The sequence below is a fragment of the Nocardia sp. NPDC057668 genome (assembly GCF_042799795.1).
GTDB lineage: Bacteria > Actinomycetota > Actinomycetes > Mycobacteriales > Mycobacteriaceae > Nocardia.
On sequence record NZ_JBHVIC010000001.1, the window covers coordinates 2,776,518 to 2,800,695 of the forward strand.

25 protein-coding genes are annotated in these 24,178 nt (G+C 69.6%); 8 read left to right on the forward strand and 17 right to left on the reverse strand.

The genetic code is table 11. The annotated features are described in order from the left end of the window. Window positions 1-2: 2 nt before the first annotated feature. From ACFVBH_RS12655 to ACFVBH_RS12690, 8 genes are all read right to left on the reverse strand, one after another. Window positions 3-866 (reverse strand): ABC transporter permease, encoded by an 864-nt coding sequence (locus tag ACFVBH_RS12655; RefSeq protein ID WP_379001469.1) that lies wholly within the window; start codon window positions 864-866, stop codon window positions 3-5. Continuing rightward, window positions 866-1,717 carry an ABC transporter permease gene (locus ACFVBH_RS12660; RefSeq protein ID WP_354984633.1) on the reverse strand — a complete coding sequence of 284 codons (852 nt, stop codon included), beginning with the start codon at window positions 1,715-1,717 and terminating at the stop codon, window positions 866-868. The genes ACFVBH_RS12655 and ACFVBH_RS12660 overlap by 1 nt, the downstream gene beginning before the upstream one ends. A 675-nt stretch (window positions 1,718-2,392) precedes the next feature. Next, window positions 2,393-2,719: a monovalent cation/H(+) antiporter subunit G gene (gene mnhG / locus ACFVBH_RS12665; RefSeq protein ID WP_354984635.1), complete on the reverse strand. Its 327-nt coding sequence runs from the start codon at window positions 2,717-2,719 to the stop codon at window positions 2,393-2,395. Continuing rightward, window positions 2,716-2,979, reverse strand: coding sequence for a monovalent cation/H+ antiporter complex subunit F (locus ACFVBH_RS12670; RefSeq protein WP_354984636.1), 264 nt, complete (start codon window positions 2,977-2,979; stop codon window positions 2,716-2,718). Before ACFVBH_RS12670 ends, mnhG begins: the two co-directional genes overlap by 4 nt. 4 nt (window positions 2,980-2,983) lie before the next feature. Beyond that, a complete protein-coding gene (locus ACFVBH_RS12675) occupies window positions 2,984-3,511 on the reverse strand; it encodes a Na+/H+ antiporter subunit E (RefSeq protein ID WP_354984637.1) in 528 nt (175 codons plus the stop codon). Continuing rightward, window positions 3,498-5,102 (reverse strand): Na+/H+ antiporter subunit D, encoded by a 1,605-nt coding sequence (locus ACFVBH_RS12680; protein WP_354984638.1) that lies wholly within the window; start codon window positions 5,100-5,102, stop codon window positions 3,498-3,500. Before ACFVBH_RS12680 ends, ACFVBH_RS12675 begins: the two co-directional genes overlap by 14 nt. Continuing rightward, window positions 5,099-5,482, reverse strand: a complete 384-nt coding sequence (locus ACFVBH_RS12685; protein WP_354984639.1) for a Na(+)/H(+) antiporter subunit C — start codon at window positions 5,480-5,482, stop codon at window positions 5,099-5,101. Before ACFVBH_RS12685 ends, ACFVBH_RS12680 begins: the two co-directional genes overlap by 4 nt. A gap of 13 nt (window positions 5,483-5,495) precedes the next feature. Continuing rightward, complete coding sequence (locus tag ACFVBH_RS12690) at window positions 5,496-8,339, reverse strand: Na+/H+ antiporter subunit A (protein ID WP_379001471.1); 2,844 nt, start codon at window positions 8,337-8,339, stop codon at window positions 5,496-5,498. Between the two features lie 251 nt (window positions 8,340-8,590). Between ACFVBH_RS12690 and ACFVBH_RS12695 the strand changes: the two genes are divergently transcribed. Next, window positions 8,591-9,325 carry a VIT family protein gene (locus ACFVBH_RS12695; RefSeq protein ID WP_379001472.1) on the forward strand — a complete coding sequence of 245 codons (735 nt, stop codon included), beginning with the start codon at window positions 8,591-8,593 and terminating at the stop codon, window positions 9,323-9,325. Window positions 9,326-9,572: 247 nt separating this feature from the next. Here the strand turns inward: ACFVBH_RS12695 and ACFVBH_RS12700 are convergent, their stop codons facing one another. The 3 genes from ACFVBH_RS12700 to ACFVBH_RS12710 all read right to left on the reverse strand — a co-directional run bounded on the left by ACFVBH_RS12700 (window position 9,573) and on the right by ACFVBH_RS12710 (window position 11,948). Next, the gene (locus tag ACFVBH_RS12700) at window positions 9,573-10,139 is read right to left on the reverse strand and encodes a hypothetical protein (protein WP_379001473.1); all 567 of its coding nucleotides are present in this window, start codon (window positions 10,137-10,139) and stop codon (window positions 9,573-9,575) included. A gap of 14 nt (window positions 10,140-10,153) precedes the next feature. After that, entirely contained in the window at window positions 10,154-10,657 is a 504-nt protein-coding gene (locus ACFVBH_RS12705) for a hypothetical protein (protein WP_379001474.1), read from the reverse strand. Window positions 10,658-10,862: 205 nt separating this feature from the next. Next, window positions 10,863-11,948, reverse strand: coding sequence for an NAD(P)-dependent alcohol dehydrogenase (locus tag ACFVBH_RS12710; protein WP_379001476.1), 1,086 nt, complete (start codon window positions 11,946-11,948; stop codon window positions 10,863-10,865). Window positions 11,949-12,070: 122 nt separating this feature from the next. Between ACFVBH_RS12710 and ACFVBH_RS12715 the strand changes: the two genes are divergently transcribed. The 3 genes from ACFVBH_RS12715 to ACFVBH_RS12725 all read left to right on the forward strand — a co-directional run bounded on the left by ACFVBH_RS12715 (window position 12,071) and on the right by ACFVBH_RS12725 (window position 15,057). Then, window positions 12,071-12,868, forward strand: a complete 798-nt coding sequence (locus ACFVBH_RS12715) for a helix-turn-helix domain-containing protein (RefSeq protein WP_379001478.1) — start codon at window positions 12,071-12,073, stop codon at window positions 12,866-12,868. Between the two features lie 122 nt (window positions 12,869-12,990). Next, window positions 12,991-13,662: a PadR family transcriptional regulator gene (locus ACFVBH_RS12720; protein WP_379001480.1), complete on the forward strand. Its 672-nt coding sequence runs from the start codon at window positions 12,991-12,993 to the stop codon at window positions 13,660-13,662. 177 nt (window positions 13,663-13,839) lie between these two features. Continuing rightward, window positions 13,840-15,057, forward strand: a complete 1,218-nt coding sequence (locus ACFVBH_RS12725; protein ID WP_379001482.1) for an FAD-dependent monooxygenase — start codon at window positions 13,840-13,842, stop codon at window positions 15,055-15,057. Window positions 15,058-15,094: 37 nt separating this feature from the next. Here the strand turns inward: ACFVBH_RS12725 and ACFVBH_RS12730 are convergent, their stop codons facing one another. Next, window positions 15,095-17,134, reverse strand: a complete 2,040-nt coding sequence (locus tag ACFVBH_RS12730; protein WP_354984647.1) for an MFS transporter — start codon at window positions 17,132-17,134, stop codon at window positions 15,095-15,097. A gap of 128 nt (window positions 17,135-17,262) precedes the next feature. Then, window positions 17,263-17,925, reverse strand: a complete 663-nt coding sequence (locus ACFVBH_RS12735) for a TetR/AcrR family transcriptional regulator (protein WP_379001484.1) — start codon at window positions 17,923-17,925, stop codon at window positions 17,263-17,265. A 109-nt stretch (window positions 17,926-18,034) separates the two neighbouring features. Here ACFVBH_RS12735 and ACFVBH_RS12740 point away from each other — a divergent pair, with 109 nt between their 5' ends. The 4 genes from ACFVBH_RS12740 to ACFVBH_RS12755 all read left to right on the forward strand — a co-directional run bounded on the left by ACFVBH_RS12740 (window position 18,035) and on the right by ACFVBH_RS12755 (window position 20,962). Continuing rightward, window positions 18,035-19,021 carry an RNA polymerase sigma factor RpoD/SigA gene (locus ACFVBH_RS12740; protein ID WP_379001486.1) on the forward strand — a complete coding sequence of 329 codons (987 nt, stop codon included), beginning with the start codon at window positions 18,035-18,037 and terminating at the stop codon, window positions 19,019-19,021. Window positions 19,022-19,134: 113 nt separating this feature from the next. Next, window positions 19,135-20,010 carry an oxidoreductase gene (locus tag ACFVBH_RS12745; RefSeq protein ID WP_354984650.1) on the forward strand — a complete coding sequence of 292 codons (876 nt, stop codon included), beginning with the start codon at window positions 19,135-19,137 and terminating at the stop codon, window positions 20,008-20,010. Between the two features lie 53 nt (window positions 20,011-20,063). Then, a complete protein-coding gene (locus tag ACFVBH_RS12750; protein ID WP_354984651.1) occupies window positions 20,064-20,543 on the forward strand; it encodes a transcriptional regulator in 480 nt (159 codons plus the stop codon). Further along, complete coding sequence (locus tag ACFVBH_RS12755; RefSeq protein WP_379001489.1) at window positions 20,540-20,962, forward strand: DUF3817 domain-containing protein; 423 nt, start codon at window positions 20,540-20,542, stop codon at window positions 20,960-20,962. Before ACFVBH_RS12750 ends, ACFVBH_RS12755 begins: the two co-directional genes overlap by 4 nt. 73 nt (window positions 20,963-21,035) lie before the next feature. Here ACFVBH_RS12755 and rdgB read toward each other — a convergent pair whose 3' ends face one another. The 4 genes from rdgB to ACFVBH_RS12775 all read right to left on the reverse strand — a co-directional run bounded on the left by rdgB (window position 21,036) and on the right by ACFVBH_RS12775 (window position 24,147). Beyond that, on the reverse strand, window positions 21,036-21,644 hold the full coding sequence (gene rdgB / locus ACFVBH_RS12760; protein ID WP_354984652.1) for an RdgB/HAM1 family non-canonical purine NTP pyrophosphatase: 609 nt from the start codon (window positions 21,642-21,644) through the stop codon (window positions 21,036-21,038). Further along, window positions 21,644-22,420 carry a ribonuclease PH gene (gene rph / locus ACFVBH_RS12765; RefSeq protein WP_354984653.1) on the reverse strand — a complete coding sequence of 259 codons (777 nt, stop codon included), beginning with the start codon at window positions 22,418-22,420 and terminating at the stop codon, window positions 21,644-21,646. Before rph ends, rdgB begins: the two co-directional genes overlap by 1 nt. Before the next feature lie 192 nt (window positions 22,421-22,612). After that, on the reverse strand, window positions 22,613-23,377 hold the full coding sequence (locus tag ACFVBH_RS12770) for a cyclic nucleotide-degrading phosphodiesterase (protein WP_379001492.1): 765 nt from the start codon (window positions 23,375-23,377) through the stop codon (window positions 22,613-22,615). 74 nt (window positions 23,378-23,451) lie between these two features. Next, window positions 23,452-24,147: a rhomboid family intramembrane serine protease gene (locus ACFVBH_RS12775; protein WP_354984655.1), complete on the reverse strand. Its 696-nt coding sequence runs from the start codon at window positions 24,145-24,147 to the stop codon at window positions 23,452-23,454. Window positions 24,148-24,178: the final 31 nt, after the last annotated feature.

Here is a 24,178-nt window from a genome sequence, read left to right on the forward strand (position 1 = left end):
CCCTACCCCGTGAACGTGATGGCCGAGTTGAATCCCCACAGCCCGAGCGAGAGCACCATGTCCAGGGCGATGATCGCCACCGAACTCGCGCGTACCGCTCTACCCGAGGCGATGCCCACGCCCTCCGGGCCGCCGGTGGCGAAGAACCCGTAGTAGCAGTGGATCAGGATCACGACGACGGCGAAGATGGCCACCTTCACCACCGCCGCGATCACATCGAAGCCTGAGACGAACTGGAAGAAGTAATGGTCGTACACGCCCGCCGACGACCCGTGCACCAGCGTGATCAGGCCACGGCAGGACAGGTACGACAGGATGAGCGCGATGAGGAAGGTCGGGATGATCGCGACCGCGCCGGCCAGCACGCGCGTGGTGACCACGAACGGCACCGAGCGCAGGCCGAGCGATTCGATCGCGTCGATCTCCTCCGAGATGCGCATGGAACCGATCTCGGCGGTCATGCGGCAGCCCGCCTGCGCGGCGAAACCGATGGCCGCGGCGATGGGCGCGAGCTCACGCGTGGTGGCGTAGGCCGAGACCAGGCCCGTCACCGGGCCCATGCCCAGCATGTCCAGGGTCGCGAAGGACTCCACGGCCACCGAGGCGCCCATGACCATGCCGAGCACGATCATCATCGGCACGGTCCCGCCGCCCACGATGATCGAGCCGCGGCCCCAGGTCATGTTGGTGATGGCGCGCATGGTCTCGTCGCGATAGCGCTTCAGCGTCAACGGAATCGACGAGAGCACCTGCCAGACGAAGGCGAGCACGAAGCCCAGGCCCTCGACGCGGCGCAGCAGCAGCCCCCGGCGGTGATAGAAGCGCGCGGCCCAGTGCAGTCCCTTCGGGACGTAGGTCGCGGACATCAGGCCAGCCTCGTGGGCAGGAACATGGCGGTGATCTGCGTGGCGACCAGGTTCACGGTCACGATGGAGACCACCGAGAGCACCACGGCCGCGTTCACCGCGTCGGCGACCCCGCGCGGGCCGCCCTTGGCCTCGAGCCCGCGCTGGCAGGCGATGATCACCACGATGAAGCCGAAGATGACGGCCTTGAACAGCGAGATCCACACGTCGGCGGTGGTGGTGAAGGAGCCGAAGGTGGCCCAGTAGCTGCCGGGCGTCACGTTCTGGCCGCCGATGGCGACCACGTACCCGGCCAGCACGCCGACGAAGATGATGAGCACGTTCAGCAGCGGGGCGACCACCAGCATGGCGACCATGCGCGGGATGACCAGGCGATGAATCGGGCTGATACCCATGGTGTTCAGCGCGTCGATCTCTTCGCGAATGGTGCGCGCGCCCAGGTCCGCGGCCAGCGCGGCCGCGCCCGCTCCGCCCAGCAGGAAGCCGGTGGCCAGGGGCGCGCCCTGCTTGATGACGCCGAGGCCGCCGGTCGCGCCGAGCAGCGAGTCCGCGCCGAGGGTGTGAATGAGGTTGCCGACCTGGACCGAGACGATCACGCCGAACGGGATCGCCATCAGGATGGCCGGGATCGCGGTGACCGTCACCAGTCGCCACGCCTGCAGGATGGCTTCTTTCCACTGGAACTGCCCGCGCGCGATATCGCCGAACGTGCCCGTCACCGCTTCCTGTGCGATGCCCGCGGCGCGGCCGAAGGTGCGCAGCGAGGCCACCGCGGTGCCGGAGAAGTTGTCGCGCACGATGCGGACGGCCGAGGTCTTGCGTACGCGCTGGCCCGGCAAGGTCCGGGTCATCCGCTGACCGAGGTTCGCGAAGATTCCACGGGACGACGCGGGACTGCTGCAACGAGACGTCGGAGCCGACGCCGGGTGACGAGGTTCAAATCTTCTTCTCCGTGATCGGCAACACTGCCTGCCATCAAAGCTAATGGTTACGCCCGGTTACAACAAATCGGCTCCAGGTGTGATGCAGACCTCTAAGTTACCTACCAGTACCCCTGGCTACACTCCCGTTCAGCGGACATTTCCGCGATGTGACCTGGGATTCTGTAACGTGTTATCAGACCGAAACAGCTATGAATGCGGCCTCTACCGCCCTCGTGGCGAACTCCCCGCGCACCCGCTTCGGGCCGTCCGGCCATACCCAACCGTGAAATTAGTGAACTGGCAGCAATCGGAAAAACGGGCACCGGAACCGCGGGTTCGCATCGAACCCACGCGCAGTTCACACCCGGGGTGTTCACTGACCCCGTGGACAACACCGTGTCGGCGATTCTCCGCGCCGTCGACGCCGACGACTGGACGAGCTTCGCGAATCTGGTGCACCCGTACGTGCACTGGACCTAGGACGGCATCACCACGCGTGGGCGTACCCGGGTCATGGCCCTGCTCTCGGGCCGCGAGGGCGTCAGGCCACCGGACAGCTACGAATTCCGCGACGGCCGCGTCTATCGCTGGAACGCGTGAGCCTCACTCGCCGGACTTGTCGATCGGGCGCAGTTCACCGCGATTCGAGTTCTCGCGGTAGGCGGTTCGGCCGAGCAGGTGCCCGATCACCGGCGCGGTCAGCATCGTGAACGGAATGACGAGGATGATCATCCACATGTCGCGGTGATCGCGAATCTCGATCGCGGTGCCGGACAGCACCAGCACCAGCCCGACCACCTGCGGCTTGCTGGCCGCGTGCATGCGCATGAGGGAGTCGGGGAATCGGACGATGCCGATGGCCGCGGTCAGCGCCAGCACCGAGCCGGACAGGATCAGGATCGCCGAGAGCCAGGTCAGCAGGGTCGTCATCGGTCGTCACTCACCCGGAAACGCGTGACCGCCGCCGAACCGAGGAAGCCGACCAGGGACAGCGCCACGATCGCGGGCACCACGGTGGTGTTGCGACTGAACGCCGCGTAGGTCGCCAGCCCGCAGGACGCGATGGCCATGAGCGAATCGATGCCCAGCACCCGGTCCAGGGTGGAGGGGCCCGCCAGAATGCGGTAGCTGGTGATGATGGCCGCGGCGACCAGCAATACCGCGGCAATGACAGCGACTACGGGTGCCATCTGATCACTTCCTGACCGGTCGGGGAATCGGGCGCTCGAAGGCCGCGATCAGCATCTGCTCGACCCGCAGCGCCTGGGTGTAGAAACTGCGCACCGTCGCCGCACTGCCGACGTCCAGGACGTGCACCTCGGCCAGGCACGCCTTGCGATCCAGCTCCAGCACCATGGTGCCCGGAATCAGGTTCATGACGTCGGCCCACAGCACCAGCACCAGGTCCGAATCGGTGGTCAGGCCGATGCGCAGCACCCCGGAAACCGGTGGCGGCGAAGGCCGTATCGCGTACCAGGCCACCTGCACGCTGGACAGCAACGCGTAATACGTACTGACGGCGATCAATTCGATCAGCGGCAGCAACCGCAGCCTGCCCGAGACCGGCAGGCGCGGCAGCGGCAGCCCGAACACGATCACGAAGCCGATCACAAGTCCCGCAAGCAGATTGGCGGCGGTCAGATCGCCCCACAGCGCCGTGTAGACCACCGCGAGCCAGCCGATCAGGCCGATCCGGATCACGCTCGAACTATCGATCCGCATCGGCGTCACCTCCCAGCACCGCGGTGACGTACACCGAGGGATCGTGCAGATCCGCGGCGGCGCGATCGGCGATGCCCAGGATCGGGCCGGCGAAGATCGTCAAGCTCAGGCTCACCGCCACCAGCGCGCCGGTGGACAACACCATCAGCGCGGGAATCCGGCCGGGATCCACGCGGTCGTCCCAGCTCACATCGGTCGTGTCCTCGATGAGCGTCGGGGTCCGGGCGGCGGCGAGATGGCCCTCGGGAGCCTGGGAACGCGGGCGCCAGAACGCTTTCGACCACATGCGCGCGACGACGTACAGCGTGAGCAGACTCGTCAGCACCGAACCGCCGACCAGCACCCAGGCCAGCACGCTGCCGTCCAGCACGCCCGCGCGCAACAGCGCGACCTTGCCGATGAAACCTGAGAAAGGCGGTATGCCACCGAGATTCAGCGCCGGGATCAGGAACAGCACGGCCAGAACCGGACTCGCCGCGGCCAGCCCGCCGAGCCGGCGCAGCGAGGTGGACCCGCCCTGCCGCTCGATCAGACCGGCCACCAGGAACAGGGCCGTCTGCACCAGAATGTGGTGCGCGACGTAGTAGACCGCACCGGCCAGACCGGCCTGCGAGGTCAGCCCGATGCCGAACACCATGTAGCCGATGTGGCTGACCAGGGTGAACGAGAGCACGCGGCGAATGTCGTTCTGCGCGATGGCGCCCAGGATGCCGACCAGCATGGTGAGCAGGCCGCTGACCATGAGCAGCGCGTTCAGGCCGCCGTCGGGGAACCACAGCGTGTAGGTGCGGATGATGGCGTAGACGCCGACCTTGGTCAGCAGGCCCGCGAACACCGCGGTGACCGGCGCGGGCGCGGTCGGATAGGAGTCCGGTAGCCAGTTCGACAGCGGGAAGATCGCGGCCTTGACGCCGAACGCGACCAGCAGCACGGCGAAGGCCGCGGTGCGGATGCCGTCGGGCACGACGCCGGTGCGCTCGGCGATCTGCGCCATGTTCAGGGTGCCCACCGTCGCGTAGATGAGGGCGATGCCGATCAGGAAGATCAGCGAGGACAGCATCGAGACGAGCACGTAGGTGACGCCCGCGCGAATGCGCTCGGTGGTCGCGCCCACGGTGAGCAGCACGTACGAGGCGGCGAGCAGAATCTCGAAGCCGACGTACAGATTGAACAGGTCACCGGCCAGGAACGCGCCCGAGATGCCCGCCGTCAGAATGAGATACGTGGGCCGGTAGATCGAGGTGGGCTGATCGTCGCCGCTGTCGCGCAGGCGCTGACCGGAGCCGTACAGCGAGACCGACAGCAGCACGATCGCCGAGACCAGCAGCATGGCCGCCGATAATCGATCCACCACCAGCGTGATGCCGATCGGGAAGTCCCAGCCGCCGACCTGCAGCGCCACGGTGCCGTGCTGATCGGCCAGCATCAGCAGCAGGGCGCTGATGACGACCTGGGCGGCCAGAGCCGAAAGCATGACGGCGCGTTGCAGATTGGGCATGCGCCCGAAGACCAGGGTGGCCGCCGCGGCCAGCAGCGGCACCAGCACCGGGAGCGGGGCCAGTACGCGGATGAGGTCCGGTGAAACGTTCAATCTTCCGGGTCCTCTCCGTCGCGCCGGGTGGCCACCTCGGCGTCGGCCTCGTCGACCTGGACGTCTTCGGTCGTGGTGAGCATGTAGGCGCGATAGGACAGCGCCAGCACGAACGCCGCCAGGCCCATGGTGATGACGATCGAGGTGAGCACCATGGCCTGGGCCAGCGGGTCCGCCATCTCGGTGTCGGTGGCGTCGGTCGCGCCGCGGATGGGCGGTGCGCCGTCGGGCCCGCCCACCGCGAGCAGCAGCAGGTTCACGGCGTTGCCCACCAGGATCATGCCCAGCAGCATCTTCGAGATGGCGCGTTCGAGGATGAGGTAGACCCCGCACGCGGTCAGCACGCCGATCAGGATCAGCAGCGTCAGATTGGGGCTCATCGCGCTCGGCCGCTCATGCTCGGGAACCTTCCGTCGCCGTCTCGGATTCGTCGTCGGTGGTGTCGCCGAGTTCCATGTCCAGGCGCGCGCCCAGGCTGCGCAGCACGTCGAGCACCAGGCCGACGACGATCAGGTAGACGCCCAGATCGAAGAACAGCGCGGTCACCAATTTGATCTGCCCGAAGACCGGCAGGGTGAACTCGATGATCGCCGAGGACAGCGGCGGCGCGCCCAGCAGCAGGGAGGTGGTGGCGGTGCCCGCGGCCAGGGTCAGGCCCGCGCCGAGCAGGTGCCCGGCGTCCACCGGCAGCGCCTCGCCCAGTTCGTACCGGCCGCCGGCCAGGTAGCGCAGGGTCAGCGCCAAGCCGGCGATGAGCCCGCCCGCGAAGCCGCCGCCGGGGGCGTTGTGACCGGCGAAGAAGAAGTAGACCGAGAGCACCATGATGGTCGGGAACACCAGGCGGGTGGTGAGCTGCAGGACCATGGACCGCTTCTCGCTGGCCACGAGCCTGCCCGCGGGCAGCCAGCTCGGCAGGTCGGGGTTGTAGTCGGGCGAGTCCGCGGCGCGCGGAGCAGCGCCGTAGCGGCGGTTGCGGAAGACCAGGGACGCGACACCCGTGGCGGCCACGATCAGCACCGAGACCTCGCCGAGGGTGTCCCACGCGCGGATGTCGACCAGCAGGACGTTGACCGCGTTCTTGCCACCGCCGCCGTCGTAGGCGGCGGCCGGGATGAGATGCCAGATCGGTTCGGCGGTGCGGGCCGCGATGGCGAATCCCGCGAGCACCGCGACCGTCACGCCGACGCCGGCCGCGAGCAGCGCCCGGCGGACCTTGAAGCTGGCGGTGCGGCTCTCCTCGATCTCGGCGGGGAAGGCGCGCAGCACCAGAACGAACACCACCAGGGTGAGGGTCTCCACCAGCCCCTGGGTCAGGCCCAGATCGGGCGCGCCGTGCATCGCGAACAGCACGCCCGAGCCGTAGCCGGTGACGCCCACGACGAGCACGCTGGCGAGGCGGTTGCGCAGAACCGTGGCGCTGATCGCCATCGCGGCCATGATCGCCCCGATCGCCAGCTGCAACGGCGAATCCCACAGGCGCAGTTCGACTCCCGTGCGGGTGCCGGTCGCCAGGATCACCGCGGGCAGCACCACCATGGTGCCCAGGATGGTGGCCTGGCTCAGCGGCAGCGAACCGCGCTGCACCGATCCGGTCATGCGCAGGGAGATGCGGTCCATGCCGCGCAGGGTGGCGTCGTAGACACGGTCCGCGTTGCCCAGCAGCGAACGGGTGGACTCACCGCCGCGGCCGAAGTACTGGAATATCGCGGCGCCGGCGGCGATGATGCCCGCGGTGAGCGCCAGCGGGACCGTGATGCCGTGCCAGAGGGCGAGGTGCTCGGGGGCCTCCCCGGGCAGGGTCTCGGCATAGGGCCGGATGAGCCCGTCGACCCAGGGCGCCGCGAGACCGCCCAGCAGGCCGGCGAGCGCGGTCACCGCGGCGGGTGCGAGGAACAACGCGCCGGGCCGATGCCAGTCGGCGAAGCCGAGACCGTCCGTGGCGGGCTTGGCGGCGAAAGCGCCCCAGATGAAGCGCGCGCTGTACGCGACGGTCAGGGTGGAACCGGCTACGACACCGGCGCACAACAGGATTCGACTGATGCCGGTGAGATTCCCGGCGTCCAGGATCGCGCCGAGCGCGGCCTCCTTGCCGACGAATCCGAGCAGTACCGGCAGGCCCGCCATGCTCAGCGCGGCCAGCAGCGCGATGCCGAACAGCGCCGGTTCGCGCCGCCCGATCCCCGATAGTCGCCGCAGGTCACGGGTGCCCGCGCTGTGATCGACGATGCCGACCACCATGAACAGGCACGCCTTGAACAGCGAGTGCGCCACCACGAGCGTCATGCCGGCCAGCGCCGCGCCGGGGGTGCCGATGCCGACCAGCAGCACCAGGAAGCCGAGCTGACTGACCGTGCCGAACGCCAGCACGAGTTTCAGGTCGGTGACCTGGAGGGCACGAATTCCGGCCAGCACCATGGTCGTCACGCCCAGCCCGAGCACGAGCGGGTGCCACAGCGGTGACTCCGAGAAGACCGGGGCCAGCCGGGCCACCAGGTACACACCGGCTTTCACCATGGCGGCGGCGTGCAGGTAGGCGCTCACCGGGGTCGGGGCGGCCATGGCGCCGGGCAGCCAGAAGTGCAGCGGGATCAGCGCGGACTTGCTCAGCGCGCCCACCAGAACCAGGACCACCGCGACATCGACGGCCGTGCCGGTGGGCACGTCGCTCGCCGCCAGCAGATCCGAGAGCAGGTAGCTGCCGTAGGCCTCACCCAGGATGACGACGCCGACCAGCATGGCCAGCCCGCCCGCGCCGGTGACCAGCAGTGCCTGAATGGCGGCGCGGCGGCTGTCCGGGCGGTCGGCGTAGTGGCCGACCAGCAGGAACGACAGCACGGTCGTCAGTTCCCAGAAGGTGAACAGCAGCAGCATGTTGTCGCTGGTGACGAGGCCGAACATGACGCAGGCGAAAGCCGTGAGCAGACCCGCGAACACACCGAGGCGGGGTTCGTCGTTCTCGAAGTATCTGGCGCAGTAGGCCAGGATGAGCGCACCGACGCCGAGCACCAGGCTGGCCATGATGGCGGCCAGCGAATCGAAGCGGAGGTCGATGTTCATCCCGATCTCGGGCGCCCACTCGATCCGAACCTGTTGCGTGGAGCCCCAATTCGCGATGACCCACAGCAGTCCCGCGGCGGGGACGAGCGCCAGACCGAAGAAAGCGTCGCGACCGAAGACCCGGACGCACCACGGCGCAGCCAGCGCGGCGAACGCGAGTGCGAGCAGGACTGGCAGCAAATTGGCTCCGATGGTCGGCGGTACGTCGACGGGAAGTCGAGAGGATCCTATCCAAATTCGGACATCGCCCTGAAATCGCGCTGGTGAGACGCCCCGGCGCGTCGCCCGCGGGCACGGCCCGGCGGCACCCCCGCCCACCGGCGAAAACATCGGGTGCGCACGGTACGGGCCGAGGGACCCGCCGGTGTGGGCAACATCATGGCGGCGCGCCGTCCCGCCGTTCGGCGCACCGGGACGCCTACGCTTTTCGAGTGACCGAAACGACCGATTCGGACGGACTGGCGCATCCGCACGAGCCCCATGAGACCGAGGGCCTGGCCGCTCGGCTGAACTGGTTGCGGGCCGGGGTCCTCGGGGCCAACGACGGCATCGTCTCCACCGCCGGGCTCGTCGTGGGCGTGGCCGCGGTGAACACCGGCACCTCCGCGATTCTCACCGCGGGCATCGCCGGGCTCACCGCGGGCGCGATCTCCATGGCCGCCGGCGAGTACGTCTCGGTGAGCACGCAGCGCGACAGCGAACGGGCGCTGCTGTCGAAGGAGAAGCGCGAACTCGCCGAATCACCCGATTACGAACTCGCCGAGCTGGCGCAGATCTACCGGAACAAGGGACTCTCCGCCGAGACCGCCCGGCGGGTCGCCGCCGAGCTCACCGAGCACGACGCCTTCCGGGCGCACGCGGAAGCCGAATTGGGTTTGGACCCCACCGAACTCACGAACCCCTGGCACGCGGCCCTGTCCTCGGCGGTGGCGTTCACCCTCGGCGCTCTGCTCCCCCTCCTGGCCATCCTCCTGCCACCGGTGTCGTACCGGATCCCGGTGACGTTCGTCGCGGTCCTCGTGGCCCTGGCCGTGACCGGCACCGTCAGCTCCCGCCTGGGCCGCAGCGATCCCCGCCGCGCGGTGCTCCGCGTGGTGATCGGCGGCGCGCTGGCCATGGCGGTCACCTACGGCATCGGTCAGCTGGCGGACGTGTCAGGCCTCTGACGGGCTGACGTCGGATCGCCGGCGCCGATCCGGGTGGTGCACCGATGGCCGACCGGGGATGTCGCACTGGCATTTCCACCGGACGGGGTGGCTGGTGTGCAGTCCTCGGCCCAGCACGCATGCGGCCGGAACCCGCCCGAACGACCGAAATCCGGCCACACCCGCGGCCGAGAGGCGGGACTTCCTTGTCACCGATCCAGGCAGCGAGCCGGGGTCGAACAACCCCGGCCCGGCGATTAGGAGGACATCAGGGCACCGGCACCAGGACCGGCGGTTCCACCGGGTGGGGAGGGCCGGGTTCGGCGGGTGGGGGCGGCTCGGGTGCGTCGAGCGGGGGCAGTACGGCGGGGTCGATCACCGCGCCGGCGGGAGGGATCGGCGGGACGACCTCGGCCGGCGGCAACCCGGGCACCGGTGGGACACCTTCGACGGGCGGTAGGCCGTCGACCGGCGGGACACCTTCGACCGGTGGCACCGCGGCTACCGGTGGAACTCCCGCTACCGGCGGCACCCCGGCTACGGGTGGAACTCCTGCCACCGCTGGAACTCCGGCCACCGGTGGAACTCCCGCCACCGGCGGCACCTGGGCGGCGGGGGCCAGGGGCACCCGAATCACCAACGCGGGGGTCGTGATCGGGGGTGGGGCGACCGTGGGGGTGGACTCGGCCGCGCCGGTGTCGCCGGTGCCGGTCAGGAGCATGCCCGTGCCTATCGCCAGCACCATCAGCCCGGAGGCCACGGCCACCGAGCGCAGTGCCCGGGGGTCGATGTCGCCCTCGTCCGCCGGCTTCGATTCGTGAACGCTACCGAGCATGGGCGGTCTACCTCCTACGGGGCGGGCGGCGGCGGCGGGGGCGGCGGGGGCAGCAGGAACGGCAGGATCGGGGCCAGGATGTCCGGTACCGGCGGGGGCGGAGGCGGAGGCGGAGGCTCCGCCGGGGGCGCGGGCTCGGGCGGCGGCGGCTCGGCGGGCGCGGGCGGGATGTACTGCTGCTCGGGCTCGGGGGCGGGCGGCGGCGGTGGGGGCGGCGCCTCCGCGGGCGGCGGTTCCGGAGCGGGCGGCGGCGGGGCGGGCGCGGGCGGCGTCGCCGAATCGACGGGCTGCATGGTCGACGACTTGGATCCGGGGGTGGTGGTGGACTCCGTCCCGTCGGACGTGCCGCCGAGCCCGGCGCCCAGTCCGCCGCCGACCAGCACACAGGCGATGCCGACGGCGAGTGCGCCCATGACGACCACCGAACGCAGCGACATCTCCCCGGGCTCGGTCACGCCGGGGGTGCCGTCGTTGTCCGGTCCGGCGGGGGGTTTCTTCTGCATCGTGCCCAGTGCCACCGAGGAACTCCTTCGTTCGAAGCAGCGCTGTCGCCGATCCGAAAAGCTCGTCCTTCAGGCACGGTACACAGATTTGCCAGAAACTTATACGCGCTCGACCGGAGACGAATATTCCAGCTCAGCATCTATTGAGCAGAATTGCGGAAAGATCGCTGATACCCGTTCACCCCGGTCGGGGGCGGATCGCGGCCGACCCGCCGGACCGTCACGACACCGTGATGACCACCTTGCCGAACGGGTCGCGCTCGGCGAAGTAGCGGTACGCCTCGACCGCCTCGTCGAAGGGGAAGACGCGATCGATGACCGGGCGCAGGCGGTGCGCGGCGACGGCGGCGTTCATCGCCTCGAAATCGGCGCGGCTGCCGACCGCGATCCGGCGAACGGACAGGAACTTGCCGCCGAGCGGGTCCGCCGGTTCGGCGCCGGCGGGCGCGGGGAAGGCGCCGATCAGCGTCACCTGCGCGTTGTATGCCGCTGCCGCAAGGGATTTCGGCAGGGTGAGCAGGCCGACCGCGTCCACCACGTGCTCCACGCCGTTGCCGCCGGTGAGGTCCAGGACCGCCTGCTCCCAATCCGGGGTGGCGGTCCGGTCGATGACCTCGTCGGCCCCGAGCGCGCGCAGCCGCTCGGCCTTCGCCGCCGAGGAGGTGATCGAAACGACCCGCGCGCCCAGCAGTTTCGCGTATTGCACGGCGAACAGCCCCACCGGCCCGGTCCCGACCGTCAGCACCGTCTCACCCGGCCCGACCGGCAGCGGCTTGGTCAGCGCCGACCAGGCGACCAGGCCCGCGCAGGTCATGGCGGCCGCCTCCACATCGGTCAGGTGCGCGGGCACGTGAACAATCGAATCCTCTTCGAGCACGACGTGATCAGCCAGCCAGCCGGCGTTGTTCGCGCCGTACTGCTCATAGGCCAGCGCGAGCAATTGCGGGCCGTCGTTCCAGGCGACGAAGTAGGTGCCGGAGACGCGATCGCCGAGCGCGGCCCGGGTGACTCCCGCGCCCAGGGCGACCACCTCGCCGACGCCGTCGACCAGCGGCACGATGCCGGGGGTCAGCGGCACCGGGTACGTGCCTTCGAGGAGCATGAGGTCCCGGCGATTGAGCGAGGTGGCGCGGACGCGGACCACCACCTGGTGCGGTCCGGGACTCGGCACCGGCCGATCACCCCGAACCAGGCCGTCGAGCCCGCGCAGCGGCTCGGCGCGGTAGGCGCGGGAGGTGGCCGGAAGTGGTTCCGCGGCAAGGGAAGTGCCGGCGACGGAATTGCGCTGATCGAGTTCGTTGCTCATGGGACCGAGTTTGTGCGCCGCGCGGCCGCCGTGCGATTCCCCGCGGGGAATGATCGAGTGGCCGCCGTCGTGATACCCCGCGGGGAATCGCGACGCGGCGCGCCCGGGCACACAGTGGAGGGATGACGATCATGGCGGTGGCGACGGCGAGCCCCTTCGCACAGCAATTACGCCGGTGGCGGTCGCTGCGCCGGATCAGCCAGCTCGATCTCGCGATCCGGGCCGAGACCAGCCAGCGGTACCTGAGCTTCCTGGAACAGGGGCGTTCGCATCCCGGGCGGACCATGGTGGTGCGGCTGTCCGAATCGCTCGGACTGTCGCTGCGCGAGCGCAACACCCTGCTGCTGGCCGCGGGCTACGCCCCCGCCTTTCCCGAATCCGCCTTGGACGCACCGGAACTCGGGGCGGTCCGGGAGGCGGTGGAGACCATCCTGCACGGCCACCTGCCCTACCCGGCGGTCGTCACCCGCCCGTACGGTGTCCTGGTCGCGGCCAATGCCGCCTTCGAGTTGCTGACCGAGGGCTGCGCACCCGAGCTGCTGACCGGGCCGCCGAACGTCCTGCGCCTGGCCCTGCACCCGGACGGCCTCGCGCCGCGGGTGCTGAATCTGCCCGAGTGGGGCAGGCACATCGTCGACAGCCTGCGCAATCGCGCGGCGCACAGTCCGGATCCGGAGCTGGACGCGCTCATCGCCGAGTTGACGGGGTACCTGCCGCCGGTCGATCCCGGCCCGAACCACCTCGGTTTCGCGGTACCGCTGCGGCTGCGGCAGGGGGACGTCGAACTGCGGCTCATCACCACCCTGACCTCGTTCGCCACCGCCACCGACATCACCCTGGCCGAATTGCACCTCGAGGCGTTCCTGCCCGCGGACCGGCCCACCGCCGACCTGCTGCGCGCCCGCTTCGCGCAGGACTGAACCCGGCACACGCGACACCGGGCCCGGCGGCGATTGCCCGCCGGGCCCGGTGTCGTACGCGGCGACCCTTGTCCTCGAATACTCGTAGACGTATATTCGTAGACGAGTAAGGAGGCGCGCGGATGGCCCGCAAACGCAAGGTAGGCAATCTCATGGCCCTGGCCGTGCTCTCGGTGCTCGCCACCGGGGACATGCACCGCTACGAGATCGCTGCCAGATTGCGGGCGTGGGGCAAGGACCGCGACATGGGCGTCAAGTGGGGCTCGCTCTACACCGTCGTGGACAACCTCACCCGGCACGGCTTCCTGGAGATCGCGGGCAGCGAGCGCGACGGCGCGCGCCCCGAGCGCACCATCTACCGCATCACCGACGCCGGTCGCGCCGAACTCGCCGACTGGGCACGGGAACTCATCTCCACGCCCATGCCCGAACAGCGGCCCTTCATGGCGGGCCTGTCGGTGCTGGCGGCCCTGCCGCCGGACGACGTCGTGGAACTGCTCGGGACGCGAATTGCCGCGCTGGAGCGCACGATCGCCGAGCAGCGAGCCCAATTGTCCACGCTGGAAAGCACTTTGCCGCGACTGTTCCTCATCGAGGACGAATACGAACTGGCCATGCTCGAGGCCGAGGCGCACTGGGCGCGCACGACGCGCGACGCCCTCGCCGACGGCACCTTCCCGGAGATCGGGACGTGGCGCGCATGGCATCCAGCCGGAACGACGCCCGCCGAGGTCGTCACCGAAGTGGAGGGAGGAGCGCCCGGGGCGCAGCCGCCGGATACGAATTCTCGATAGACCGGGCCCCGGCGAGCGTGCTGCAACACGACCGCCGAGACCCGGATGTGCACAGTCCCGAACCTCGTTCGTGCAGGCGAACTCGGCTCCGAGTTTGGCAACTACAGGATAACTGGCTTCGCCGCGCGCGCAGGGATTCGGGTAAACGATCTTTATCGATACCCAGGGAGAAAACCCATGTCCCTCATTGACACTGCCCGCGTGCGGTCCGCCATGGTCATCGGCGGTGGCATCTCCGGTCCGGTGACCGCGGCCGCCCTGCAGCGCGCCGGCATAGCAACCCGGGTGTACGAGGCCTATCCCGGCCCCGCGCACAGCATCGGCTCCAACTTGGCGCTGGCTCCGAACGGAGTGGCCGCCCTCGACGTGATCGGCGTCGGCGACGCGATTCGCGCCATCGCCGCGCCGTTCAGCGCCCAGTCCGCCGCCATCGGCGCCAAACACGTCGACCTGCCCCGGCTGGCCGGGGTGGAACCGCTGCGGCTGGTCGATCGGCCGGACCTGCACCGGGTGCTGCACGAGCACGCCGTCGCCCAGGGCGTCGAGATCGAGTACGGGCGGCGGCTGATCGGGGTGGACGAGCGCGCCGACGGCGTCACCGCGCGTTTCGCCGACGGCTCCACCGCCACCGCCGACGTGCTGATCGGCGCGGACGGCATCCATTCGGCCACGCGTTCGCTGATCGACCCGCAGGCCCCGGGGCCGACCTATCTGCGCATGCTCGGCTTCGGTTCGTACACCACGTGCGATCTCGAATTGCCGCCGGAGAGCATGACTTTCGCGTTCGGGCACCGGGCCTACTACCTGTACGGCTCCATGCCGGACGGGCGGGTGATGTGGGGTGCGAACCTGCCACACGATCGCAAGCTCTCGCTCACAGAGGCGCGGGCGATCCCGGCCGAGCGGTGGCTGGAGATCCTGCGCGAGACCTACGCGCAGGACAACCCCGGGGCGGAGTTGGCGCGGCGGACCCGGCCCGAGGATCTCGAGGTGGTCGGCGGGCTGTACATCATGCCGCGGGTGCCGAACTGGTCACGCGGGCGCATGGTGCTCACCGGCGACGCGGTGCACGCGCCGTCCAATAGTTCCGGCCAGGGCGCGTCGCTGGCCATCGAGAGCGGTATCGAGTTGGCGCGCTGCCTGCGTGACATCGGCGATCCGGCAGCGGCTTTCGCCGCCTACGAGGCGCTGCGCCGCCCGCGGGTGGAGGCGGTCGCGGCCCGGGTGGCGCGCACCAACAGCACCAAGGCGGCCGGGCCGATCGCGCGCCGGATGATGTCGGCGGTGATGCCGGTCATGTTCCGGATGATGAACCCGGAGAAGGTGTTCGGGGCCGAGCAGCGCTTCCGGATCGACTGGGACGCCCCGGTGCGGCCGGCGCGCGTCAGCGCCTGAGGCCGCACCGCACTCGGCGGCGGGGCGGGCGGCGCACTCAGCGGCGCGCGGGCAGCGCGTCCGGGCGGTCCGCCTCGTCGAGGAGTTTGGTGGCGATGTTCTCCAGCGCCTGATCGAGCAGCGCGCGGTCCTTGGAATCGGTGAGATCCCAGTCCTCCAACTGAGTTTCGAGCCACTGCTTCCAGGCCGCGCGCACCCGATCGACCTCGCGCAGGCCGCGATCGGTGAGTTCGAGTTCGTCCCCGGCGCGCCGGAGCAGGCCCTCCCGTTCGGCCTTGGCGTACACCGGCTCGACGAGTTCGGACGGCACCCAGTGCGTGCGGGCGATGTCGCCGACCGTCGCCGTGCCGCGCAGTTTCTGATAGAGGCGCACCTGCCCCAGCGCCCACGCCTCGTCGCGACTGAGCGAACTTCCCGCCGCGGCAAGGATTCCCGGGTCCGGGACGGCGTTGTCGCGGAGTTTGCGCAGGACCTGCGCCACCGCGCGCTCCAGTTGCACGGCGCGGTCGCCGGAGTCGGGTACCGCGAAACCCTCGCCGACATCGGTGGCCTCCCCGCGCGCGCTGTCGCGCAGCGGCACCTCCTTGAGCAGCCACGCCACCAGGAAGCCGAGCACCGCGACCGGTACCACCCAGCGGAAGACGTAGTCGATGGAGGTGGCGTAGGCGTCGATGATCGGCAGCGCCTGCTCGTGCGGCAACTGCCGCAGCGCTTCCGGGTTCTGCGCGACCTCGGGCGGCACCTTCGCCTCGGCCACCGCCGCACCGAGATTCGGCCCGATCTGATTGGAGTACAGGGCGCCGAAGACCGTGGTGCCGAAGGCGCTGCCGATGGTGCGGAAGAAGGTCACCCCGGAGGTGGCGGTGCCCAGATCGGCGTACGGCACGCTGTTCTGCACCGCGATGGTCAGCACCTGCATCGCCAGGCCGATGCCCAGACCCAGGATCAGCATGTACAGCGACTGCAGCCAGACCGAGGTGTTCGCGTCCATCGTGGACATCAGGAACAGGCCGACGGCCATGACCGCTGTCCCGGCGATCGGGAAGTACCGGTAGCGCCCGGTCCGGCCGACCACCGTGCCGGACAGGATGGAGGTGAAGAACAGGCCGACCACCAGCGGCAGCGTCCGGACCCCGGACACGGTGGCCGAGACGCCCATGACGTACTGCAGGAACGCCGGGAGATAGGTCATCGCGCCGAGCATGGCGAAGCCGACGATGAAGCTCAGGATGGAGCACACGGTGAAGACGTTGCTGCGGAACAGGTGCATGGGGAGCATGGGCTCGGCGGCCCGCAGTTCCACCCGCACGAACAGCACCGTGAGCACGGCCGCGGCCGTGAACAGTCCCAGGATCACCGGCGAGCCCCACGCGTATTCCTGTCCGCCCCACTCCAATCCGAGGATCAGGCAGGTGACCGCGACCGCGATGAGCGCGATGCCCAGGTAGTCGACCAGCGGCTTGACCGTGTTCTTGACCACCGGGATCGTGCGGGCCGCCACCAGGATCATGATGATGGCCAGCGGCACGTTGACGTAGAAGCACCAGCGCCAGGTCAGATGGTCGGTGAAGAGTCCGCCCAAGGTCGGGCCGATCACGGTGGTGATGCCGAAGACCGCGCCCAGCCCGCCCTGGTACTTGCCGCGCTCGCGCAGCGGGATCACGTCGGCGATCAGCGCCATGGAGGTGACCATGAGCCCGCCCGCGCCCAGGCCCTGGATGGCCCGCGCGACGATGAGCAGGGTCATGTCGCCCGCCATGCCGGCGATGATCGAGCCGATGATAAAGATGGCCCCGCTGGCCTGGAAGACGAGTTTGCGGCCGAACAGGTCGCCGAATTTGCCGGCCAGCGCGGTGGCGATGGCCTCGGCCACCAGGTACGCGGTCACGACCCACGCCATATGCCCGGCCCCGCCGAGGTCGGCGACGATGGTCGGCAACGCGGTGGCGACGATGGTGGAGTCCAGCGCCGCCATGAGCATGCCGAGCACCACGGTCCCGAAGATGATGTCGATACGGGCCTTGCTCAGCGGCTGAGGTGGCGACGGGAGGGTTGCGGCTGCGCTGGCACCGGTCATCGGCCCAGTATGTTGCGCTCACCAGCCGCGATTGAGCAACGACACGGCAAATGAGACCGTTCGGTTGCATCGCGCGGCCGCTCGGGAACGGCGCGGCCGCGGGGCAGCGCTGCTCGGCCCGCGAGACCTCAGCCGGCGCGCACCGCGTACGTCCCCAGCGCCGGTTCCAGGGTGTCGAACGCGGTCGCGATGTATCCGAGCACGGCCGCGGCGATGACGTCGTTCGACTCACCGGCGACCGCGCGGCGCAGGGTCTCCTCGAAGAGCGCGCGATGCACCGAACCGAGCAGCGCGGCCGCGACGCGCGGGGTGAAATCATCGGCGGCGGAATCGGTTTCGGCGGCCAGCGCGTCCGCGAGCCGATTCTCGCGCTCTTCGTGGAACTCCCGCAGCCGAGCCAGCAGCGCCGGGCTGCTCACCAGCAGCCCGGCGAAGGCGGGCCCGGAGAATCCGACTACCGGATCCCGCTCCCGCGCGGCCGCCTCGTACGCGCGCCGCAGCGCGTGCAGCGCCGACTCCCCCGGTTCCCGCGCCCGCACGACGGCCGCGAGCCCGCCGACGTACTCCCCCGCCAGATCCAGGACGAGGTCTTCCTTGCGCGGGAAGTAGTTGGTGACGGTCATCTTGGCGACGTCGGCCGCGGCGGCGATCTCGGCGATCGTGACCGCGTCGTACCCGCGCTCGAGGAAGAGCTCGGTGGCGGTGCTGGAGATATTCTCCCTGGTCCGCTGCTTCTTCCGGGCACGTAGCCCGTCCGGGCGAGCGCCGGGATCGGCGGCCTGTCGACTCATGAGAAGGAGCATAGCTTATCTCGTCATAAATTCGTGGTTGACATATTTTTAGACTCAACCTATGTTTATCGCGTTGCCGGGGACGGCAGCGAGACCGAGGGAGCCGCACATGACCGTCACCGCGACCACCACCGCCCGTACCACCGGCGCCGGCGCAGCGAGCCCCATGACCCTCAGCGAGGACTCGATCAAGGACTATCTGCGCCGCATCGGCGGCACGGCGCTGCTCACCGCAGCCGACGAGTACGCCCTGGGCGAGCGCATCGAGGCCGGGGTCCTGGCCCGGCAGCGACTGGCCGAATCCGACTGCGCGGGAACCGAATTAAGCGCACATCAGCGGCGCGAACTGCTGCGTGCGAGCGCGGACGGACAGCGCGCCAAGGACCACATGGTGCGCGCCAACCTGCGGCTGGTGGTCTCTATCGCCAAGCGCTACCCGCCCGCCACCGGCATGTCCATGCTGGATCTGGTGCAGGAGGGCACACTCGGGCTCATGCACGCCATCGACAAGTTCGAGCACCGGCGCGGCTTCAAACTCTCGACCTACGCGACCTGGTGGATCAAGCAGGCCATCGGCCGCGCGCTGAGCGAGCGCGGCCGGGCCGTCCGGCTGCCGTCCCACGTGGCCGAGATCCTGAACCGGGTGCTGCGCACCGAGCGCGCGCTGTCCCAGCGACTGGGCCGCGCGGTCACCGCGCAGGAGCTGGCCGCCGAGCTGGACCTGCCGGTCGCGCAGGTTCGCGATCTGCTCGGCCATGCGCGCGAACCGATTTCGCTGCACACCCCGATCGGCGAGGACGACAACGCCGATCTGGGGTCCCTGCTGCCCGACCCGGGCCCGGACCCGGCGGCGGTGGCCACCGACGGCGCACTGGGCGGCGAGCTGCGCCGCGTGCTGGCCGGACTTCCCGAGCGCGAGGCGCAGGTCATCGTGCTGCGATACGGGCTGGACGGCGACGCCGAGCCGCGCACACTGGAGGAGGTCGGCCGGATCTTCGGCGTATCCCGGGAGCGCGTGCGCCAGATCGAGGCCAAGGCGCTGGGGAAGTTGCGCCAACCGGCCCGCGCCCGGGCGCTCGAAGGCATGCTTGGCTGAGAACGCCCACTGTCCGATCGAGCGGACTACCGCCCGAACTTACTCTGGAGTAAGGTACGGGCCAGCGAGTGCGACGGTGCACATCGAACGCCGAACCTGTGAGGTCAACAGCCATGGCATGGAAGCCAAGCAACATCTCGGATCAGTCCGGACGCACCTTCGTGATCACCGGCGCCAATGGCGGCATCGGCGAGCAGACCACCAAGGTACTCGCGAGCAAGGGCGCGACGGTCATCATGGCCTGCCGCAACACCGCCAAGGCCCAGGAAGTGGCCGACCGCATCGAGGGTGACGTGCGGGTCGCCGCGCTGGATCTGGCCGATCTGGCCTCGGTGCGCGAATTCGCCGACGGCACGGGCGAATTCGACGTGCTGATCAATAACGCGGGCCTGATGAACATTCCGTTCCGGCGGACCGCCGACGGCTTCGAAACCCAGTGGGGCGTCAATCATCTCGGCCACTACGCGCTGACCGGCCTGCTGCTGGACCGGATGCGCGACCGGGTGGTCACGCTGGCCTCCATCGCGCACCGCCAGACCCCCAAGCTCTGGATCGACGACCTCAACTACGAGAACCGCCGCTACCAGCGCAATCTGGCCTACGCGCAGTCCAAGCTGTCCAATCTCATGTTCGCCCGCGAGCTCCAGCGCCGCCTGGGCGAGGCCGGGTCGGCCAAGCGCTCCTACGGCGTGCACCCGGGCGTCTCGGCCACCGATCTGTTCGCCCGCACCGAAACCCCGCTGGACAAGATCTCCAAGCCGTTCGTGGCGATGGTCGGGCACTCCCCCGCCCGCGCCGCGCACTCCTCGCTCTTCGCGGCCACCGAGACCGACGCCGACCCGACCGTCTACTGGGGCCCGAACCGCCTGCGCGGCGCCCAGGGCCCGGTCGAGGCCGCCTCCTCCAGCAAGTTGTCCCAGAACCGTGAGCTCTGGCGCCGCCTCTGGGAGGAGTCCGAGCGACTCACCGGTGTCACCTACAAGTTCTGAGCGGGAACAACCCGGCTACTACGTGAGCCGTAGTAGCCGGGTACCTTGATGGGGTGTCCGCCGCACCCCATCGCCGCCCGGCCCTGATCGTGTTCGTGATCGTGGCGTTCGCGGCGTGCCTGGCACTGGGCTACTGGCAGTGGACGCGCTACGAATCCGGCAGCGGTACCGGCCAGAATCTGGGGTACGCGCTGCAGTGGCCGCTGTTCGCGGGTTTCGTCATCTTCGCCTACGTGCGTTTCGTGCGGCTGGAGAAGGCCGCGCGGGACGAGGTCGCACAGCAGGGTGACCCCGGCGGCGCGGACGCCTCCGATCACGGCGCCGCGTCCGCCCCGCGCCCGCGGCGCGTGACGTCGGCCGCACCGCGCGAGATTCCCGCGGGCCTGCTGCCCGAACGGCCGAAAGCCGCCGCGGAGGCCGACGCACAGACCACCGAATACAACAGGTACCTGGCCGAATTGCACGCCGTCGACATGGATCAACGCATTCAGGACGCGGGACTGGGCAACAACACCGAGAGGAGCGCCGGGTGACCACCCGCGACGAATCCCCCGTGAACACGGACGCCGAACCCGCCGTGCGCACCGATGCCGCGACCCCGGCCCGACCGGCCGGCGCCGCCCCCACCGAGAAGATCCGCGGCGCACTGCTGCGCTACCGGATCCTGGCCTGGATCACCGGCCTGTGGCTGCTGGTGCTGTCCGGCGAGATGGTCTACAAGTACCTGCTGCTCGAGGACAAGAACACCGCCCCGGAGTGGTTCTTCTACATCGCCCAGGCGCACGGTGTGTTCTACATGATCTACCTGGTCTTCACCGTCGACCTCGGGATCAAGGCGCGCTGGGAGCCGGTCACCACGGCGCTGACCTGCCTGGCGGGCACGGTTCCGTTCCTGTCGTTCTGGTTCGAGCACAAGCGCACCCTGGAAGTCCGCAAGACCTTCGGGATCTGACGCACGCCCCCGTACATCGACAAGCGCTCCCCGCCATGACCGCGGGGAGCGCTTTCGAGTCTTACAGCCGAATTCAGTTCTCGGCCAGGGCCTTCAGCGCCGGAAGCAGCTGCTTCAGCGCGCGCCCGCGATGCGAGACGGCGTCCTTCTCGGCGGGGGTGAGCTGGGCCGCGGAGACCGTGCCGCCCTCGGGGACGAACAGCGGGTCGTAGCCGAAACCGCCGTCGCCCACCGGCTTCCGGGCGATGACGCCCGGCCACTCGCCGCGCACGACCGTCTCGACGCCGTCGGCGACCAGGGCGCAGGTGGACACGAAGTGCGCGCCGCGCCGCTCGTCGGGCACGTCCCCGATCTGGGCCAGCAGCAGCGCGTTGTTGGCGGCGTCGTCGCCGTGTGTGCCGGACCAGCGGGCCGACAGCACGCCGGGCATGCCGTTGAGCGCGTCCACCGCGATGCCGGAATCATCCGCGACACAGGCCAATCCGGTGGCGGCGAAGCCGTCGCGGGCCTTGGCCAGCGAGTTCTCCTCGAAGGTCGCGCCGGTCTCGGGCGCCTCCTCGTATTCGGGAACGTCGTTCAGTCCGACGATTTCCAGGCCCGCGATCCCGGCCTCGTCGAGGATGCGGCGCAATTCGTTGAGCTTCTTGGCATTACGGCTGGCGACCAGTACCCGGCGCGACATCAGGACTTCTTCTTTCCCGTCTCGGACCGTTCGGGCAGCACACCCGGGTAGGGCAGCGCCAGCGCCTCCTTCTGCACCAGGAACAGCTGCTCGCAGCCCGCGAGCGCGGAATCGAGCAACCGGTCCAGGGTGGAGCGCGGGAAGGTGGCGCCCTCGCCGGTGCCCTGGATCTCGACCAGGGTGCCGGTGTCGGTGGCGACCACGTTCATGTCGACCTCGGCGCGCGAATCCTCTTCGTACGGCAGGTCCAGGCGCACCCGGCCGTCGACGACGCCGACGCTCACCGCGGCGATGGCGCACGAGATGGGCTGCGGGTCGGTGAGCTGACCGGCGGCGGCCAGGTAGGTGATGGCGTCCGAGAGCGCGACGTACGCGCCGGTGATGGCGGCGGTGCGGGTGCCGCCGTCGGCCTGCAGCACGTCGCAGTCCACCGCGATGGTGTTCTCGCCGATGGTGGACAGGTCGATGCAGGCGCGCAGTGACCGGCCGATGAGCCGGGAGATCTCCTGGGTGCGGCCGCCGACCCGGCCCTTCACCGACTCACGCCCGGAGCGGGTGTGCGTGGCGGCGGGCAGCATGGCGTATTCGGCGGTCAGCCAGCCCATTCCGGAGTCACGACGCCACCCGGGCACGCCCTCGGTGACGCTCGCGGTGCACATGACCCGCGTCCCCCCGAACTCGACCAGCACCGACCCCGCCGGATGCGAGGTGAATCCCCGGGTGATCTTCACGTCGCGGAGTTCGTCATCCGCCCTACCATCGGCTCGTTTAGACACGGCACAACCCTAGCGGGGCCGATACCTCGAATTCTCCTCAGGGGAACCGGCGAACTGATTTCGTGCGTGTCGGGGTAACTCCCGGGGTACGCCCAGAATCGTCGGCGCACCCAACCGCACCACGCGTACGAAACTGCCGACGGCTCCCAGGCCGTGCGCTGAATATCCGGGGAGGCGGAGGAGCCCAGCCCCTCAGATGTCGAAGGTTTCACCCGGGGAGACGGCGTGTACCGGACCCTTGAAGACGGCCTTCGCCTCGGCGATGACGTCTTCGCGGGAGGTCCACGGGGGAATGTGGGTCAGCAGTAGTTCGCCGACGCCCGCCTCGGCGGCGACCAGGCCCGCCTCGTGCCCCGAAAGGTGAATGCCCGGGGGGCGATTCGCGGGGTCGTGGGTCCAGGACGCCTCGGCCAGCAGCACGTCCGCGCCGCGCGCGAGTTCGAAGACGTCGTCGCAGATGGCGGTGTCGCCGGTGTAAACGAAGGTCTTGCCGGCGGCCGTCTTGAAGCGCAGGCCGTAGGACTCCGGCGGGTGGAACATGCGCCGGGCCTCGACCACGTGGCCGGGGCCGAAGGTGATCGGCTCGTTCGCGACCCAGGTGCGCATGTCGATGACGTCGGACCAGTCGTCGGTCTCGCCGCCGATCTCCGCGGAGGCGTTGCCGATCCGCAGGGAGGTGTCGGTGGGGCCGTAGACGATGGCCTTACCCGTGGGCGGGTTCGGGTGGTAGCGCCGCCACACCAGCAGGCCGGGCAGATCCAGGCAGTGGTCGGCGTGCAGGTGGGTGAGGAAGATATCCACTTCGCCCGGGTCGAGGTAGCGCTGCAGCGCGCCCAGGACCCCGGGGCCGAAATCGATGACGGTGGGTGTCATATCCGGGCCGGTGAGCAGGTATCCCGAGGCCGGGGAATCCGGGCCGGACACGCTGCCCGAGCACCCGATCACGGTGAGGCGCATTCCCCCATGCTGCCACGCTGCTGTCTCACTCAAGGAGGGATCCCCCAAATCGCCGACCGGTGCCACCGTCACCCCTACGACGCGAGACGGCCGGCGTTAGCCCCTCGACGATGACGACGTTCATCCCCAGAGAGTACCCACCCCGCAACCAGACCACCCACCGCCCCGAAAAGATGTCCTTGCCAAGAGATTCCGTCCTGTCCCGGCAGGACTCCCCACAGAATCGACCCATACAGCAACCCCACCAGGACGCCAATAGCGATCTGCGCCACATTCCGCGCGAACAGTCCCCGGGAGATCAGGTAGGTGAGCCAGCCGAACACCAGGACCGACGCCCCGACATGCACCGACCCCGTCGCGCCGGTCAGCCAGGTGCCGGTTTCGCCGATCACCCAGACGATCGCGGTGGCGGCCAGCCCGCGCCCGATCCCGGTCAGCAACGTCAGCAGGCCCAGGATCAGCACCGGCAGCGTATTGCCGATCAAATGCTCCCAATTGGCATGCAGCACAGGGCCGAACAAGATCCCGCTGAGCCCGTCCATCCGGCGCGGCTCGACGCCGATCGCCAGGTCCAGCTGATGCCCGGTTACCGAGTCGACGCCCTCGACCCCGTACAGCAGCGCGGTGAACGCGAGGATGATGGCAATGGCGCGCTGCCACAACAGTTTCAGCGCTCCGCCACCGCCCGCGGCCGAGCGTGGATCGGTGAGTTGCCCGCGCAGCCGCCCGATTCGATCCGGGTCGAAAGACGCTCCGACGCCGCCACTCATAGCCAGACCTCCTAGGCCGCACTCTGCCCCG